At 34.9% G+C, this 15,963-nt stretch carries 18 protein-coding genes; 14 read left to right on the plus strand and 4 right to left on the minus strand.

Annotation, left to right across the window (positions count from 1 at the left end; all coding sequences use genetic code 11):
* Window position 1 precedes the first annotated feature (1 nt).
* On the minus strand, window positions 2–958 hold the full coding sequence (locus CS937_RS08060; protein ID WP_099157959.1) for a COX15/CtaA family protein: 957 nt from the start codon (window positions 956–958) through the stop codon (window positions 2–4).
* A 501-nt stretch (window positions 959–1,459) separates the two neighbouring features.
* Here CS937_RS08060 and cyoE point away from each other — a divergent pair.
* The 7 genes from cyoE (at window position 1,460) to CS937_RS08095 (ending at window position 7,976) form a co-directional block, all read left to right on the plus strand.
* Window positions 1,460–2,398 carry a heme o synthase gene (gene cyoE, locus CS937_RS08065; protein WP_099157960.1) on the plus strand — a complete coding sequence of 313 codons (939 nt, stop codon included), beginning with the start codon at window positions 1,460–1,462 and terminating at the stop codon, window positions 2,396–2,398.
* A 75-nt stretch (window positions 2,399–2,473) separates the two neighbouring features.
* Window positions 2,474–3,526, plus strand: a complete 1,053-nt coding sequence (gene coxB, locus CS937_RS08070; RefSeq protein WP_099157961.1) for a cytochrome c oxidase subunit II — start codon at window positions 2,474–2,476, stop codon at window positions 3,524–3,526.
* A gap of 62 nt (window positions 3,527–3,588) precedes the next feature.
* Window positions 3,589–5,439 carry a cytochrome c oxidase subunit I gene (gene ctaD / locus CS937_RS08075; RefSeq protein WP_099157962.1) on the plus strand — a complete coding sequence of 617 codons (1,851 nt, stop codon included), beginning with the start codon at window positions 3,589–3,591 and terminating at the stop codon, window positions 5,437–5,439.
* Between the two features lies 1 nt (window position 5,440).
* Window positions 5,441–6,064, plus strand: a complete 624-nt coding sequence (locus tag CS937_RS08080) for a cytochrome (ubi)quinol oxidase subunit III (protein WP_099157963.1) — start codon at window positions 5,441–5,443, stop codon at window positions 6,062–6,064.
* A gap of 3 nt (window positions 6,065–6,067) precedes the next feature.
* A complete protein-coding gene (gene ctaF / locus CS937_RS08085) occupies window positions 6,068–6,391 on the plus strand; it encodes a cytochrome c oxidase subunit IVB (RefSeq protein ID WP_099157964.1) in 324 nt (107 codons plus the stop codon).
* Between the two features lie 132 nt (window positions 6,392–6,523).
* Window positions 6,524–7,426: a cytochrome c oxidase assembly factor CtaG gene (gene ctaG, locus CS937_RS08090; protein ID WP_099157965.1), complete on the plus strand. Its 903-nt coding sequence runs from the start codon at window positions 6,524–6,526 to the stop codon at window positions 7,424–7,426.
* 94 nt (window positions 7,427–7,520) lie between these two features.
* Window positions 7,521–7,976, plus strand: a complete 456-nt coding sequence (locus tag CS937_RS08095) for a DUF420 domain-containing protein (protein ID WP_099158839.1) — start codon at window positions 7,521–7,523, stop codon at window positions 7,974–7,976.
* 82 nt (window positions 7,977–8,058) lie between these two features.
* Here CS937_RS08095 and ytvI read toward each other — a convergent pair whose 3' ends face one another.
* A complete protein-coding gene (gene ytvI / locus CS937_RS08100; RefSeq protein ID WP_099157966.1) occupies window positions 8,059–9,117 on the minus strand; it encodes a sporulation integral membrane protein YtvI in 1,059 nt (352 codons plus the stop codon).
* Between the two features lie 129 nt (window positions 9,118–9,246).
* Window positions 9,247–9,612 carry a YugN family protein gene (locus CS937_RS08105; protein WP_099157967.1) on the minus strand — a complete coding sequence of 122 codons (366 nt, stop codon included), beginning with the start codon at window positions 9,610–9,612 and terminating at the stop codon, window positions 9,247–9,249.
* Window positions 9,613–9,867: 255 nt separating this feature from the next.
* Between CS937_RS08105 and CS937_RS08110 the strand changes: the two genes are divergently transcribed.
* The 7 genes from CS937_RS08110 to coaD all read left to right on the plus strand — a co-directional run bounded on the left by CS937_RS08110 (window position 9,868) and on the right by coaD (window position 13,996).
* Window positions 9,868–10,935 carry a CAP domain-containing protein gene (locus tag CS937_RS08110; protein WP_099157968.1) on the plus strand — a complete coding sequence of 356 codons (1,068 nt, stop codon included), beginning with the start codon at window positions 9,868–9,870 and terminating at the stop codon, window positions 10,933–10,935.
* Between the two features lie 101 nt (window positions 10,936–11,036).
* A complete protein-coding gene (ylbD, locus tag CS937_RS08115) occupies window positions 11,037–11,438 on the plus strand; it encodes a YlbD family protein (RefSeq protein ID WP_099157969.1) in 402 nt (133 codons plus the stop codon).
* An 11-nt stretch (window positions 11,439–11,449) separates the two neighbouring features.
* Entirely contained in the window at window positions 11,450–11,683 is a 234-nt protein-coding gene (locus CS937_RS08120) for a YlbE-like family protein (RefSeq protein WP_099157970.1), read from the plus strand.
* Window positions 11,684–11,746: 63 nt separating this feature from the next.
* Window positions 11,747–12,187, plus strand: a complete 441-nt coding sequence (locus tag CS937_RS08125; RefSeq protein ID WP_099157971.1) for a YlbF/YmcA family competence regulator — start codon at window positions 11,747–11,749, stop codon at window positions 12,185–12,187.
* 70 nt (window positions 12,188–12,257) lie between these two features.
* Window positions 12,258–12,533 (plus strand): YlbG family protein, encoded by a 276-nt coding sequence (locus CS937_RS08130; protein ID WP_099157972.1) that lies wholly within the window; start codon window positions 12,258–12,260, stop codon window positions 12,531–12,533.
* A 401-nt stretch (window positions 12,534–12,934) separates the two neighbouring features.
* On the plus strand, window positions 12,935–13,501 hold the full coding sequence (gene rsmD / locus CS937_RS08135) for a 16S rRNA (guanine(966)-N(2))-methyltransferase RsmD (protein ID WP_281251890.1): 567 nt from the start codon (window positions 12,935–12,937) through the stop codon (window positions 13,499–13,501).
* Between the two features lie 15 nt (window positions 13,502–13,516).
* Window positions 13,517–13,996, plus strand: coding sequence for a pantetheine-phosphate adenylyltransferase (gene coaD, locus CS937_RS08140; RefSeq protein WP_099157974.1), 480 nt, complete (start codon window positions 13,517–13,519; stop codon window positions 13,994–13,996).
* Window positions 13,997–14,546: 550 nt separating this feature from the next.
* On the opposite strand, the gene ylbJ is transcribed toward coaD, so the two are convergent.
* Window positions 14,547–15,755 (minus strand): sporulation integral membrane protein YlbJ, encoded by a 1,209-nt coding sequence (gene ylbJ, locus CS937_RS08145; protein ID WP_099157975.1) that lies wholly within the window; start codon window positions 15,753–15,755, stop codon window positions 14,547–14,549.
* Window positions 15,756–15,963: the final 208 nt, after the last annotated feature.

Here is a 15,963-nt window from a genome sequence, read left to right on the forward strand (position 1 = left end):
TTTATTTTGTATTAGCATTTTTATTTGTATCAACCAGTTCTTTTTCATATTTTGCACTTCTTGAACAAAGTAAAATGAAATAGCTTAACATCGCAAAGTAACAGGATATTACTAGAGCGTGTAATAATGCTATGCCTAAATTCAACATAGAAAAAATAATCATGGCACCGAAGAAAACTTGTAAAACAATGAGCGATAGTGTTGTTATCCATCCCCAATACATGACTCTGTTTGTTCTGTAGTTTTTCATAACTTTTATAAAAAATACAATAGTCCATATAAAGAGTATACCTGCAGCCAGCCGGTGACCCATTTGTATCCACTGATCGAACCTAAATGTTGAAAATGATAATGGGGATTCATTTGTACAAAACGGCCAATCGCCACAAACCATGCTTGCATTTGCGTGGCGTACAAATGCACCAGTATAGACAACCATTAATGTATAAATAGTTAGGGCGTAAATTTCTATTCGGTGTCTCTTTTGAATCGTTAATGAAGTAGCATCAAATTTCTTATCGATCTCAAAAATTAATAGCATTAATAGAAAAACAGCTACAAAAGATATTAGCGAAATACCAAAATGAGAAGCAAGGACAAAGTCAGATTGTCCCCATTTTACTGCAGCAGCTCCAATTAAGGCTTGTAAAATTAAAAAGAATGCAGATAAAAATGATAGGAATTTCATTTCACGAATATGTCCTAAGTACTTCCAAGATAAGAATGATAGTGCTAATACTACAATACCCATTATTCCAGAGACAAGTCTATGGCTAAGCTCAATAACCAGCTCTGGTGTTATATCAGATGGTAATGGCACAAATTTTCCGTGGCATAAGGGCCAGCTTGCTCCACATCCTGCACCAGAGTCTGTCTTAGTAACGAGTGCACCTCCAATTAAAACAAAAACCATACCAATAGTAGCTACAACTGATAGCCATTTTAATGTTTTGATCATAAATAAGGCCTCACTTTTATGCAATTAAATATACAATAGCTTTATAGTAATACTTTTATAGAGAAGAGAGCAATACAATCTGCTCTAAAATCACACAATTGTCATCTTATCACTATTTATTACTATTTTCACTATAAAAAAATAAAAAACTCTTGCAAAGTAGTACGTTGTTTGCTAGAAATAATGTAGGGGATATTTGATAAGCTTTCCACCATTGTGCCCAGTTTAATGGGTTTAACTACATATATTTGTTTTACTTAGGAAGGCTAAAGTGCCTTTTATTTTATTTTTAGTCTCTATTTCACAAATTTGTCACATTTTAATGATGCTAAAAAAAGTAAAATAACACTATGTGGTTAAATAGAATGTAATACAATTCCATGATACAATTAGGATTATAGTCAGGATACTTTTGGGAATAGTAATAGTAAGTTACTGTTTTCTAGTATGCTCTTTTATTGTGTGCCTTTTTGTTGGGGATTTGAAGGGGGGATAATTGAAATGAATAAGGTGGAAACAACTTCCACGCAAGTGATCGGTAATGTTGCAACATCAGAGAAAATAAACACCACAATAATTAGCGATCTAAAAGCTCTTGTCAAAATTGGTATAGTTAATTCAAATTTAATTACTACATTTGCTGGTTTTTGGTTAGCGCTATATTTTACAGATGCATCATTTTTAGCAAACTGGAGCACCTTTTTGTTAACGATGGCTGGAAGTGGCCTGGTAATTGCTGGTGGTTGTATAATGAATAACTGGTATGATGCAGATATTGACCCAGTAATGACGCGTACAATGAAACGACCAACTGTTACAGGTTCCATACCCTTAAATCAAGTACTTTTATTAGGTATAGCTTCAACGGGAGTTGGTCTTATATTATTACTTCTAACAACGATTGAAGCTGCTGTCTTTGGTTTTTTAGGTTGGTTTACATATGTTGTTTTATACACAATGTGGACAAAACGTAAGTATACTTTAAATACTGTTGTTGGAAGTTTTTCTGGAGCAGTACCGCCATTAATTGGCTGGGCAGCTATTGACCCCGATCTTCACATAGTAGCTATTGTGTTTTTTCTAATAATGTTTATATGGCAAACACCACATTTTCTCGCATTAGCTATGAAAAAGTGCAAAGAATATAAAGCAGCTGGTATCCCAATGCTTCCGGTTGTCCATGGTTTTGCATTTACGAAACGCCAAATAGTTGTATACACGGCATGTTTATTGCCATTACCTTTTTATTTAGTATCATTAGGTACAACATTTGTTGTAATAGCAACACTACTTAATGTTGGATGGCTTGCTTTGGGTATTGGTGGATTTTTTATGAAAAATGATCTTAAATGGGCAAATCTAATGTTTATTTATTCATTAAATTATTTAACCATTATGTGCTTATTGATGGTTATCGTAACATTTGAGCTCCCCCTATAGAAAAATGTGTTTTGTAATTGTCCTTAATAACTATAATATAAGGAAGAAACAAAAGAGAAAGAGAGGTATGATTACATGAAAGGTTGGATGGGAAAACTTCGGGTTTTAACTTTGTTAGGCTCGATTGCGCTCGTTCTGTCGGGGTGTGGTAGAGAAAATTTATCTGCTTTAATACCTAAAGGATATGGTGCTGAAACATCACTAGATTTAATTATCTTAACAGCAATTGTTATGTTGTTTGTCCTAGTTATCGTAATGATTTTATATGTTACAGTGTTAATCCGTTTCCGTAAGAAAAAAGGAAAAGAGGATTTCGTTCCGAAACAGGTTGAAGGGAATAAAACACTGGAGACAGTTTGGACAGTCATTCCAATTATTTTATTGATTATTATTGCTGTACCAACGGTAATTGCTACATTTGATTTAGCGGATACAAAAGGTGCTAAAGATGAATTGAATGTAGATGTTACAGGTAACCAATATTGGTGGCACTTTAACTATAATGGTCAAGAAATTCAAACTAGTCAGGATTTATATATCCCAACTGGAGAAAAAGTATATCTCAACATGAAGTCTTCTGATGTGATTCACTCATTCTGGGTACCATCTATTTCAGGTAAAATGGACGTAAACCCGGAAAATGAAAATACGATGTATATTGAGGCATATGAAGAAGGCGTTTACTGGGGTAAATGTGCTGAATTATGCGGTCCTTCACACTCATTAATGGACTTTAAAGTAATTGCTGTTAGTCCTGAAGAGTTTGAACAATGGGTATCGGATATGCAAAACGTAGATCCTAAAGCTGTAGCTGAAGGAGAAACTGCACAAGAAGGTCAGGCATTATTCCAAGAAAATAATTGTATGGGATGCCATGCAATCGGGTCATCTCCAGTTCAAGTTGGTCCAAATTTAACTAACTTTGGTGATCGTTCAAAAGTGGCTGGGGTTTTAGATCATAATAAGGAAAATGTTATGAAGTGGATTATGAATCCAGAATCAGTTAAACCAGGAAATAAAATGACAGGTAATTATCCGACATTGTCAGAAGAAGAGGCAAGTAAAATTGCTGACTACTTATTACAATTACAGCCATCTGAGATAACTCCTGAGAGCGCTGGAAATTAATTTAGTAAAGATAAAATATATAACTATTTTGGGATGGAAGATGTATAAGGGAGGTTAAAGTAGTGAGTATTGCAGCTACTCAGAAAAGAGGCTTCGGCGCTGTATTATGGGATTATGTGACAACTGTCGATCATAAAAAAATTGCACATTTGTATTTGTTTGCAGGCGGTTTGTTCTTCCTAATCGGCGGATTAGAAGCAATGTTAATTCGTATTCAACTTGCCAAACCAGACAACGACTTCTTGAGTGCTGGTTTGTACAACGAAGTAATTACAATGCATGGAACTACAATGATATTTTTAGCAGCTATGCCATTAATATTTGCATTAATGAATGCGGTGCTACCACTGCAAATTGGTGCGCGCGACGTTGCATTTCCGTATTTAAATTCATTGGGTTTTTGGTTATTTATGTTTGGTGGTATTTTACTTAACTGTAGTTGGTTTTTAGGTGGAGCACCTGATGCAGGATGGACTGCCTATGCACCATTATCAACGACCTCACCAGGACATGGGGTTGACTTCTACGTTATGGGTCTGCAGATAGCTGGTGCCGGGACGTTAATCGGTGGTATTAACTTTTTAGTTACAGTTGTAAACATGCGTGCGCCGGGCATGACTTACATGCGTATGCCATTATTTACATGGGCATCATTTATTGCAAGTGTATTAATTTTATTTGCTTTTCCAGCTTTAACAGTTGGTTTATTCTTATTAATGTTTGATCGCATGTTCGGAACAGCGTTTTTTGATGTATCATTGGGTGGTAATACGATCATTTGGGAACATATTTTCTGGATATTCGGGCACCCGGAAGTTTATATTTTGATTTTACCTTTATTTGGTGTATTTAGTGATGTATTTTCTACATTCGCTAAGAAGAGACTATTTGGATATACTGCAATGGTATTTGCAACAATGTTAATTGCATTTTTAGGATTTATGGTATGGGCTCACCATATGTTTACAGTTGGTTTAGGTCCTGTAGCTAACTCAATCTTCTCAATTGCAACAATGGCGATTGCTGTTCCTACAGGTATTAAAATATTTAACTGGCTTGCAACGCTGTGGGGTGGTAATATTACCATTAATTCTGCAATGCTGTGGGCGTTAGCATTTATACCTACGTTTACAATTGGTGGTATGACTGGTGTAATGGTTGCATCTGTTGCTGCTGACTATCAGTATCATGATTCATACTTTGTTGTTGCACATTTCCACTATGTAATTGTGGGAGGAACTATTTTTGGTATCTTTTCTGCACTACATTATTGGTGGCCAAAAATGTTTGGTAGAATTTTACGTGAAGGATTGGGTAAACTTACTTTTTGGACATTTTTCATTGGATTCCATTTAACTTTCTTTATCCAACATTTTCTAGGGTTAATGGGTATGCCTCGTCGTTATTGGGTATTCCATTCAGGCGATGGATTGGATTTAGGTAACTTAATTAGTACAATTGGTGCTTTCTTTATGGCGTTTGGGGTTATTGTGTTTATTATTAATGCTATTCTCACTGCTAGAGATGCAAAAGCACCTGCTGATCCATGGGATGGTCGTACCCTTGAATGGGCTACAGCATCACCACCAGCACATTACAATTTTAAACAAACACCACTTGTACGTGGACTTGATCCATTATGGATTGAGAAATCAGAAGGAAAAGGCAAAATGACACCAGCAGAACCATTAGGTGAAATTCACATGCCAAACTCTTCTTTCTTGCCATTCTTATTTTCATTAGGACTATTCGTTGCTGGATTTGGTTTTATTTACCAAACAGACAATAAAGCTTGGTTAGCTGTCTTAATTGGTGGTATGGCATTCTCATTAGGCACGATGGTAGTAAGATCAATGAAAGATGACCTAGGTTATCATATTTCAAAAGAAGAACTAGAAAGGGAGGCTGACTAATATGAGTCACGATCATTCCTTAAATCCAGAAACAATGCCACACGAACCAGAAAAGGCTACCCTTGAAGGTAAAAATAAATTTATTGGATTTTGGTTCTTCTTAGGCGGCGAAACAGTTCTCTTTGCTAGTTTATTTGGAACATATCTTGCACTTCATAATTCTACTGCTGGTGGACCTGCAGGTAATGAATTGTTTGGTTTAGAGCTTGTGTTTGTTATGACTATATTATTGTTAACAAGTTCTTTAACAAGTGTGTATGCAATTTATCACATGAAGAATAATGATTTTGGTAAGATGACACTATGGTTTATCATAACGATCATTCTTGGATTTGGTTTTGTTGGATGTGAACTTTATGAGTTCCATCATTATATTACAGAATACGGATTTACATTCCGATCATCAGCCTTTGGATCTGCTTTTTATGCACTTCTTGGATTTCATGGTGGACACGTAACATTTGGTTTATTCTGGATGATTGCTTTATTAATCCGCAATGCGAGAAGAGGTTTAAACCTTTACAACGCACCGAAGTTTTATATTTGGAGTCTATATTGGCACTTTATTGACGTTGTTTGGGTATTCATATTCACAGTAGTATATCTAATGGGAAAGGTGGGCTAATCCATGACTGAAAACACCGGTTCCAACAAAATTGATTCTTTTCACAAGAAAAAGAACAAAGAAGAAATGCAAAAACAATTAATTAGTTTTGCGCTTATGATAGTATTTACTATCCTTGCTTTCGTAGTTGTAGCAACTGGAATGATGGATAAAATGTTAGTTATTCCTGTATTGCTTGTTCTAGCAATTGTGCAAGTTGCCTTCCAATTTTATTATTTTATGCATATGAAGCATGAAGGACATGAAATGGCTTCGGCTATGATTTACGGAGGTATCTGGGCAGCGATATTAGCTGTAGCAGGATTAAGCACTATTGTTTGGTGGTAAAATAAAAACAAAAGGCTAGGATATTGTCCTAGTCTTTTGTTTTTTTACTAATTTTGTCACAATGTCATGCGTACATCTAGATATAATACGTTATACTATAATGTATAAGCTGTTTTTATGGAGTGAATTCTGATGTGGTTAGAACTACAAATTTTTGGGTTTCGAGCATTGTGGAGTCCATATTATTTGATATTTGTATTGGGACTGTGTCTTGCTTATTATTTGGTAACAATACGGTACAGGCATAAGTTTGGTATTAAAGAAAAGCCAACAGGAAAACAACAATTCTATTTCTTCCTGGGAATGTTTTTACTTTATACTGTTAAAGGATCTCCGATAGATTTATTATCACATATTATGCTGACGGCTCATATGATTCAGTTAGCTATATATTTCTTGATATTTCCGATCTTAATGTTAAAGGGGATTCCAAGCTGGATATGGAAAAAGGTTATTAATTTACCATTTATTAAACCTGTATTTAAATTGTTAACAAAGCCATTAATCTCACTGTTACTTTTTAATTCATTATTTTCTATTTATCATATTCCGGCCGTTTTTGATTTTACAAAGGCATCACCAATCGCTCATTCTACAATATCAACGATTGTTTTAATTGCAGCGTTTATTGTGTGGTTCCCAATTTTAACACCAATTAAGGAACAGGATACGATTCCACCACTGTTGAAGATTGCCTATATATTTGCTAACGGTGTGTTAATTACCCCAGCATGTGTATTGATTATCTTTTCGGACGTGCCATTATATGCGGCGTACAGTCAAGATGGTGCATGGCTTCAAGCGCTTTCCTTATGCGTTCCGAATGATGTGCTACAAGGTTTAGCTGTGACCATATCTGGCCCAGAAATGTTTTCACCAATGGGTACGATGGAGGATCAGCAACTTGGTGGAATTATTATGAAGTTAATGCAAGAAATAACTTATGGTGTTATTTTAGCTAAAATCTTCTTTTCCTGGTTCACTAAAGAAAGTCTCAAGGTCGACCCTATTCCAGAAGCAAATCATAATATGTGATTTGTCGATTGCTGTAATCCTCTGTACTATATACAAAGGATTACAGCAATCACATACATAACTAATTTTTTGATGAAAGGAATTAATGTTTGATATGCCATTATTACCGACAATCAGTACATTTTTCATTGTTTTAAGTGCTATTTTAATAGCAATCGGCTGGCGTCTAATTGTAAAAGGAAGAGCGAAAGCGCATAAACGAACTATGATATTTGCTGCTATCAGCGCGCTTATTTTCTTTATAATTTATGCTTCACGAACTGCATTTATTGGTAACACAAGTTTCGGTGGTCCAGAGAGTATTGAAATGTATTACACGATTTTTTTAATCTTTCACATATTTTTAGCTACGACAGGTGCGATATTTGGAATTGTTACCTTGACTTTAGCGTTTAAGCGTAAAATAACAATCCACAGAAAAATTGGGCCAATAACGAGTGTTGTATGGTTTTTTAGTGCAATAACTGGTGTTATGGTTTATTTACTTTTATACATCATTTATGACGGTGGCGAAACGACAAGTATGTTGAAAGCGATATTAGGATCCTAATATAAAAAGGCAACTAATTTTACTAAAAGCGATATAAAATAAGAAAGGTGTGAGAGCATTCTGCTTTCACACCTTTCTTATTTTAAAGTTTAACATTAAATTTTATAATTCCGGCTTCTGTAGCGGAATTAAACATGATTAACAATAATGGTCCTAGGATAAACCCGATAATGCCCATAAGCTGAAGACCTAAGAACATAGCAATAAGTGTTGCTAGTGGGGATAACCCGATATGTTTTCCCATCACTTTAGGCTCTACTGTACGTCTAATTCCTAATAGGATAATTGCAAGTATTGCAAGCTTTACGCCCATCGCAATATCACCGTATAAAAACATAAATAATGACCATGGACCAAGAATAACTATCGATCCAATAATAGGAATGAAATCAATTATCCATATGATCAGAGACATAACAATTGCGACTTCAGGTACAATGACAAACAAACCAATTAAAGAAACAATAAAGATAATGATACTAACTAGAAATTGTGCTTTCAAAAACCCTAATATTACGCTTGATAATCGTTTGTTCATAAAAGTGACTTTTTCGGCAGTTTCTTTTTTCATCAATTTATATGTATTTGCCTTTACAAGTGGTAATTCGAGCATAAATAAGAATAACGCAATTAAATAAACAAGAAAACTTATTAAGTATTGTGGTATTTTAGCAAATATTTTAGTTATGTTATCGATGGTGATTTTTTCTTTTGCAGTTGTAGTCAATGCCGTTAAATTTTCCTCTAAGCTTTTTGATACCTCATTTACAAACTCAGGAGGTAAACTTTTGGAGTACTGCGTAAAATCTTTTTCCCATTCTTTATAGACATGATTTAATTCGCTAAAATATTCGGGAACATCTTCAACAAAATTAACTACCTCTGTTATTGCTTTTGTAACTACAAATGTTCCAGCAACACCTATTAACAGCAAAAATAGCATAAATACTATTATGACAGAAGTCTTTCTGCTTGTTCTCGTTTTGTTCTGAATCAGTCTAATCGCTGGATTAAGCACAAGTGCTGTAATTAATGCTGCTATTAATGGGATAGAAATTGGTAAAATAAAATACAATGCTACGATTAGTAAAATAGATAAAAAAATAAGTGTCCATTGACGCTTTGAAATATTTCGAAACAATTTGATGGGAGTACTCCTTTCAATAAAACTGTCTTATATAAGAAATATAGCATTTTATAGAGGATTTGAACAGACAAATTTGTATATAAAAACAACCGCTAAATTTCTTAGCAGTTGTTTTTTCTCAAATTACTTTTTATACTGTTTAATTTCTTCTTGAATTTTTGTTACAAGACTATTTGCTCGCTCGATTAGATTTTCGGGGAAGTTTTCTTCTTCGCCATATTCAACTCCATGTGGGTAATAATGTTTCCCTAAAAGTGGTGTTGATAGTTTGATTACTGCATTCCCGCGATCTACATCACCTTCAAGTGCGTAGCCTTGAATACGAATATAGTATGTAATATTTTTTTCTTTTGAACCAATTTTATAGTCATAGGTTACTCGTTCGTAATCCCATTGACCTGCACGAATAAAAGCATGTTTACCCATTAAGTGATCTAAAGGTTTTAGGTCGACAACTGCATCTTCTATTCCTGTATTTTTTAATCTCATTTTTTCCACCTCACAAAATTATCCTCACTATAACTATAATAGTACTAAATAACCTAAGTTGCAATCGAAAAGAGAATTAATTCATATTACTGTAAATCGATATATATACTAGTTATATCAAATTAGGTAGAGAGAAATACGCTTCGTGTTGTTTCTGAAAATATAAAAATGGATAATAGAGAAAATAGAATGGAATAGACTTCATGTACATATATATATAATAATATTACTACAAAATAAAGGGGGATAGCATTTATGCGATATATTCGAGTGATCGTTATACTAATTTTACTAGTTTTAGCCGTGTCGTTTATATTGGAAAAAAATAATGTTTCGCCTGAAGAAGCTATTACAGGTATAAGTAAAGCTTTAAATCAGAAGAAAAATGAACTAACACAGAAAACTGTTCCTAAGAATCGTTTGTATAAGGTTGATTTGGACGGGAAATTATTTCAATGGATAGGGAATTCAACGGCTGAACTAATCGAGAGTTATGGTGAACCAATACGGAAAGATACGAGTGCATATGGATATGTGTGGTGGGTTTACACTGACAAACATGAACAGTATATTCAATTTGGTGTTAAGGACGATACAATCCAAACAGTTTATGCAACAGGATCTAATTTGTCTACCGAACCTATTCAAATTGGACAATCGTATGACGAAATAAATAAACGTTTTGAGTTTAAAAATACAGTTACGTATAGTAAAGATTTATCGTCTTATACATTCCGCTTAGATAACGACGAAATGAAGATGAGACCTTTGACAAAAGTCGGAGAAAATGTTTTTGTACAATGCTATTTTGATACATTCACTAATAAATTGTCTTCAATACGTGTATTAACTGGAGACGTACTACTGCAGCATCGACCATATGCAGTTGAATACCGTGGTGACTTGCCAGAACAGCCTGATCTTACAGCTGAGCAATGGGACAAGGTTGAAAGTGGAATGGAGCAACAAATATTTAATATTACAAATGTAATTCGAAATCAATTTGATAAGTCAATACTGAAATGGAATGACCATGTAAGTGAGGTCGCATTCCTGCACAGTGAAGATATGGCGGAACATAATTATTTTTCTCATTATAGTCAAAATGGGGATGGTTTAAAGGAACGTTTAGCGGAAAAAAATGTGTATTACTTTTCTGCAGGTGAAAATATCGCTGCACAATATCCAGATGCACCAGCTGCGATGGAAGGCTGGTTAAATAGTAAAGGTCACCGGAAGGCATTGTTAAATAATGATTATACGGAAATAGGTATAGGGGTATATCATCTATATTACACGCAAAATTTTATCCAGCAACCATAATTAAAGGCTCAATAGGAGTCTTTTTTCTTTGCATACTCTCACAGTATATAGGTGTTCATCATAAAATATTGGTAATAGAAATTATACCCGAGGTGAAACAAATGAACGAAGATAATTTACATCCTACTGTGAGAGAGTTCAAAGCTTTCTTGCAAAAACATCCAAAGCTTATTGAAGAAGTGAGGAAAAGTGGTCAATCATGGCAGGATTATTATGAAAAATGGGTTTTACTCGGTGAAGAAGATCCATTCTGGGAACCATATAAGGAAGAAAATAACACGGAAAAAAATAAGAAAAAAGGTGGTCAGAAACAGTCAGAAATAGTTGGTCAATTATTAAAGCTCACGGAAAATATTGACCTAAATAAAGTACAAAAGCAAGCAGAACAATTAAGTACAACATTATCAACGGTTCAAGAGGTGTTGGGGCAATTCAAAGATACAAAGGGGTTACCCAAAGCATCAATGAACCAAAACCAAAGATTTAATTGGTTTAGAGATTAAGGGGGGGAAGTATGCAGTCATCCAGTTATCACTATTTACAGTCTCATCCCGAATTGGCGAATTTTGTCCGTTATAATCCAATCTGGTATCGTTACATTACACGGGACCCGAATAAAATACATGAGCTTCCCCGTGAGGCTAAAAAGTTTTATGGAAAAACATTTCCGCAGCAGCTAGAGAAAATTAGTAATCAGGCTCAAATGATAGGAATGTTTATTCAGCTTGCAGATGAAATGAAAGATTAATTCCCACCTTCACCATTTTCATGACCGTAATAACGTGATAAGATAAAGGTGGAGGTGGTTTATGTGATAGCTTCAATGGAATATGTAGATATTCTTGATCATTCGGAGGAACTTGGAAGAATGATTTTACATTCAGAGGTAATGGAATCCTATGAAAATTCCCGTAAGGCCCTTAATGAGGACGAGAAAGCACAACAGCTAATTAAAGCTTTTATAGATATAAAAGATCAGTATGAGGATGTACAACGCTTCGGTAGATACCATCCTGATTATAATCAGATAATGAAAGAGGTTCGTTCCACAAAACGTGAAATGGATATGAATGATAAAGTGGCAGCGTTCAAAATTGCAGAACGTAATTTACAAAAGCTTCTAGATGAAATAAGTCAATATGTCGCTGTAAGTGTTAGTGAACAAATTAAAGCACCTAAGGATGGCGCTGCCTTAAGTGATGGTGGTTGTGGTTGCGGAAGCGGTGGTGGCTGTGGTTGCCAAGCTTCTTAAGTGTGTTGATGTAATTGCTCTATTCTGATACACTATCTTAAAATAAGTTGTCAGTTAGTGAGGAAATAAAATGAGAACAAATCGTCAGGGGATTGTTGTTTGGTTTCAGCATATGAAAAATTTGAAGCAAATTAAACGCTATGGACACTTGGTTTACACATCCAAGCGTTTAAGGTATGCGATACTTTATGTAGACCAAGCTGATATTGAAGACATTGAAAAGCGTTTATTAAAACTGTCTTTTGTGTCTAAAATAGATAGATCGTACAAACCTTTTATTCAAACTGATTTTGAGAATGCCAAGCCCGATAAGGCGAAGCAATATGATTATAAAATGGGAATCTAAAAGCCTTGTAGGTTAGTACATAATTTAAAAAGGCTTCTATAGTATCTTCTATAGTAGAAATTTTTTCCCCAAAAGAAAAACCTGCAGAAATACTTCTGCAGGTCTTTTTGTTCTCATGTATTGAAAACAAAAAGGCAAAGGGAGAGGAGAAACCGGAGGAAGAACTTATGGGGAAATGTAAGTCTTCTCCGTGTTTTGAAACAACCAAGCAAAATGTTAGCTGTCTCATTATGTTAGTATGTACGCGGCGAACAATTATATACGTTTACATAAAATTTTTAGCTTAATTATCTTTTTATATCAAGGTATTTATCTCTTTCGATTGACAAAAGTAAATGCTTTTCCAGTCGCCATTATATTCGTTTTATGTTAGGATATATGTCGAATAGTGCCAAATTAAGGTGGTTCATAGTATGCGAGTGATTGCAGGAGATTTAAAAGGTCGACAACTAAAAGCAGTTCCGGGAAAATCAACAAGACCAACTACTGACAAAGTCAAAGAAGCGGTTTTTCAAATAATTGGTCCTTTTTTTCAAGAGGGATTATGTTTAGACTTATTTGCAGGAAGTGGCTCACTTGGAATTGAAGCGATAAGTAGAGGAATGGAAAAATGCGTATTTGTTGATAAGCATCCTAAAGCTATACATACCATTCATCAGAATTTAAAATCATTCAAAATCGAACAGAAGGCAGAGGTTTTTCGTGCTGATGCTCACCGTGCACTTCATGCTGCTGCTAAACGTGGATTACAATTTGAGCTGATTTTCCTTGATCCACCTTATGGTAAGGTAGACTACATGAAATTTCTGGATTCAATTGTAGCGTTAAAATTGCTTCACCCGAATGGGATTATTTATTGTGAGCATGATAGTAGTGAAAATTTACCGGAAGAGCATGACAATTTTGTGTTAATTAAACAGGACAACTATGGTGGAACAATTGGAATAACCATCTATAAAAAGAACTAGAAAGGGGGCTTTCCATTGAACAGACTAGCGATTTGTCCGGGAAGCTTTGACCCGGTTACATATGGGCATTTAGATATTATTCGTAGGGGTGCCAAAATATTTGACCAGGTAATTGTTACTGTTTTCAACAATCAATCAAAGGCTCCATTATTTACGGTTGAGGAACGAATGGCTCTATTACAAGAAACAACAAAAGATATTCCAAATGTTTCAGTAGATTCTAGTAATGGGCTATTGATTGACTATGCAAGAGAACGAAATGCTCATGCTGTATTACGTGGACTAAGAGCAGTGAGTGATTTCGAATATGAAATGCAAATTACTTCGATGAACAAAAAGCTTGATGAAAACATTGAAACGTTGTTTATGATGACAAATAATCAATATTCTTTCTTAAGCTCAAGTATCGTAAAAGAAGTAGCTAAATATAAAGCAAATGTTTCTGATCTAGTTCCTGAGGTAGTGGAGAAAGCATTAAAACAGAAATACAAATAAAATATAAAAGATGTTGCCTGCTAAAACTGGGGTAACATCTTTTTTAATAGCCCTTTTTGCATAGTTTGTCGCTATTTGTAGAAAATGCGACATTAGTGCTTAGGTAATTTCGTACTTTTTTGCTTTCTATCCCGCAGACCGTATACACTTCACGCATCCATGGCGGCTGGAGAGTCTCCTCGTGCTACGCACTCCGGGGTCTCACCGATGCCTCTAATCCCCCAGGAGTCTCCATGTATACGGGCTGCTTATAAGAAAATATAATCTTATTTTCATGCTTAATCTATTTCCTCATAAATAAAATGGGATTATTCAGCGTCATACCAGTGGAGGAAACACACGTAGACTCCTGCGGGAAAAGCAACAGCTGAAGACCCCGTAGGAAGTGGATTTCTTCCGAGGAGGCTGAAGTGTTGCCCGCGGAAAGCGAAGTGTATTTCCGGAACGGCAATCTAACTACCATTTAAATCTTCATCGCTTTTTAGGTCAACTATTAAATAAGATGCAGCATTTGAAGAAACAACATTTTTTTGGAATACCTCTTTTTCAATTAATTTGTAGTTCTTCTTCGATACAAAAGAAACACTGCAATTCCTAAAAAGACTATTGTTATGATTGGTCCAAGATGATTTATTAAATCCGTGATAGTGAACCAAATATTTTGTTCTACATCTGTTGAAATTGGAACATCTTCCATGTCAAATACTTGTCGATTTACATAAAGTGGTTTAAATAAGATAACCGTTAGTATACTTGCAAATACTGCATGTAAAAATCTCGCGAAAAAATATGGAGCAAAGCGGATATCTGATTTTGATATTATACTAGCTACCTGTGCTTGAACAGAGAAACCATGAAAACCAAGAATGAAGCTAACAATAATCATTTGGGCCAATAAATTATCAATAGAGATATTTGATAGCATTTGAGATCCTAGAGTTATTTCAAATAATCCTGACAAAAACGGAAGGGTTAAGTCTTCAGGAAGTGAAAGTATTTGAAATATATGTTTAACAACACTAGCAATTGCTGGAGAAACATTGAGAATATATAATAATTTCGTAAAGACAGAAAAAAGTATGATGAATCCTCCAACCATAACTAATGTTTTTACAGAGTTCAGGACGGCATCACCCATGACCTGTCCAAATGGACGTGGGTCGTTTAACCTTGTTCGGTGCATCTCTTTAAAGGCCCTGATTAGAGATACTTTTTGTTTTTCCGTTTTTTTTCCTTTTTCCTTGGTTCTTCCATAAAATCGCATACAAAATCCTACTAATGCGTTACCAACATAATGACATGTAATAAGCAGTAGCCCAAGTTTTTTATCATTGAAAAGACCACCTGCAACTACCCCGATAATAAACAATGGACTTGACGCATTGCTAAACGATACAAGGCGTTCTGCTTCAATTTGCGTAAGCTGATGTTCTTCACGTAAATGTGAGGAAATTTTAGCACCAGTTGGGTATCCGCTAACCATCCCCATTGTCCAAGCAAAGCTCCCAACCCCTGGTACATTGAAAATTGGTCGCATAATTGGTTCGCATAGTATACCTATAAATTTTACAACCCCGAAACTTATTAACAGCTCTGCAATAATAAAGAAGGGCAGTAATGTTGGAAATACACTTTCCCACCATATGCTAAGTCCACGAATACTCGCCTCAGCAGCCTGGTCAGGTACAGTTAATATTGCAAATGCAATAAAGCCAGTTACACCAGCTAATAGTAATGTTTTGACTATTTGTTTCAACATAAAGCCCCCTATTGTAAGCTTACTCTGTACTTATGTTTTTGATAGTAGTAGAATGATTTTAGCTTATTTTTTAAAAAGCAATGACAAACATATATGAGACTCATAGAGTTGTTTAAAAAATGTATTGTGTGTTTTGTACAAGTCTTTTATCAATATACGCACATACCCTTAGCATTTATGCCATACACTTTTTTAGATTGGAAAGTGT

The organism is Virgibacillus ndiopensis (assembly GCF_900187325.1).
Lineage (GTDB): Bacteria > Bacillota > Bacilli > Bacillales > Amphibacillaceae > Virgibacillus_E > Virgibacillus_E ndiopensis.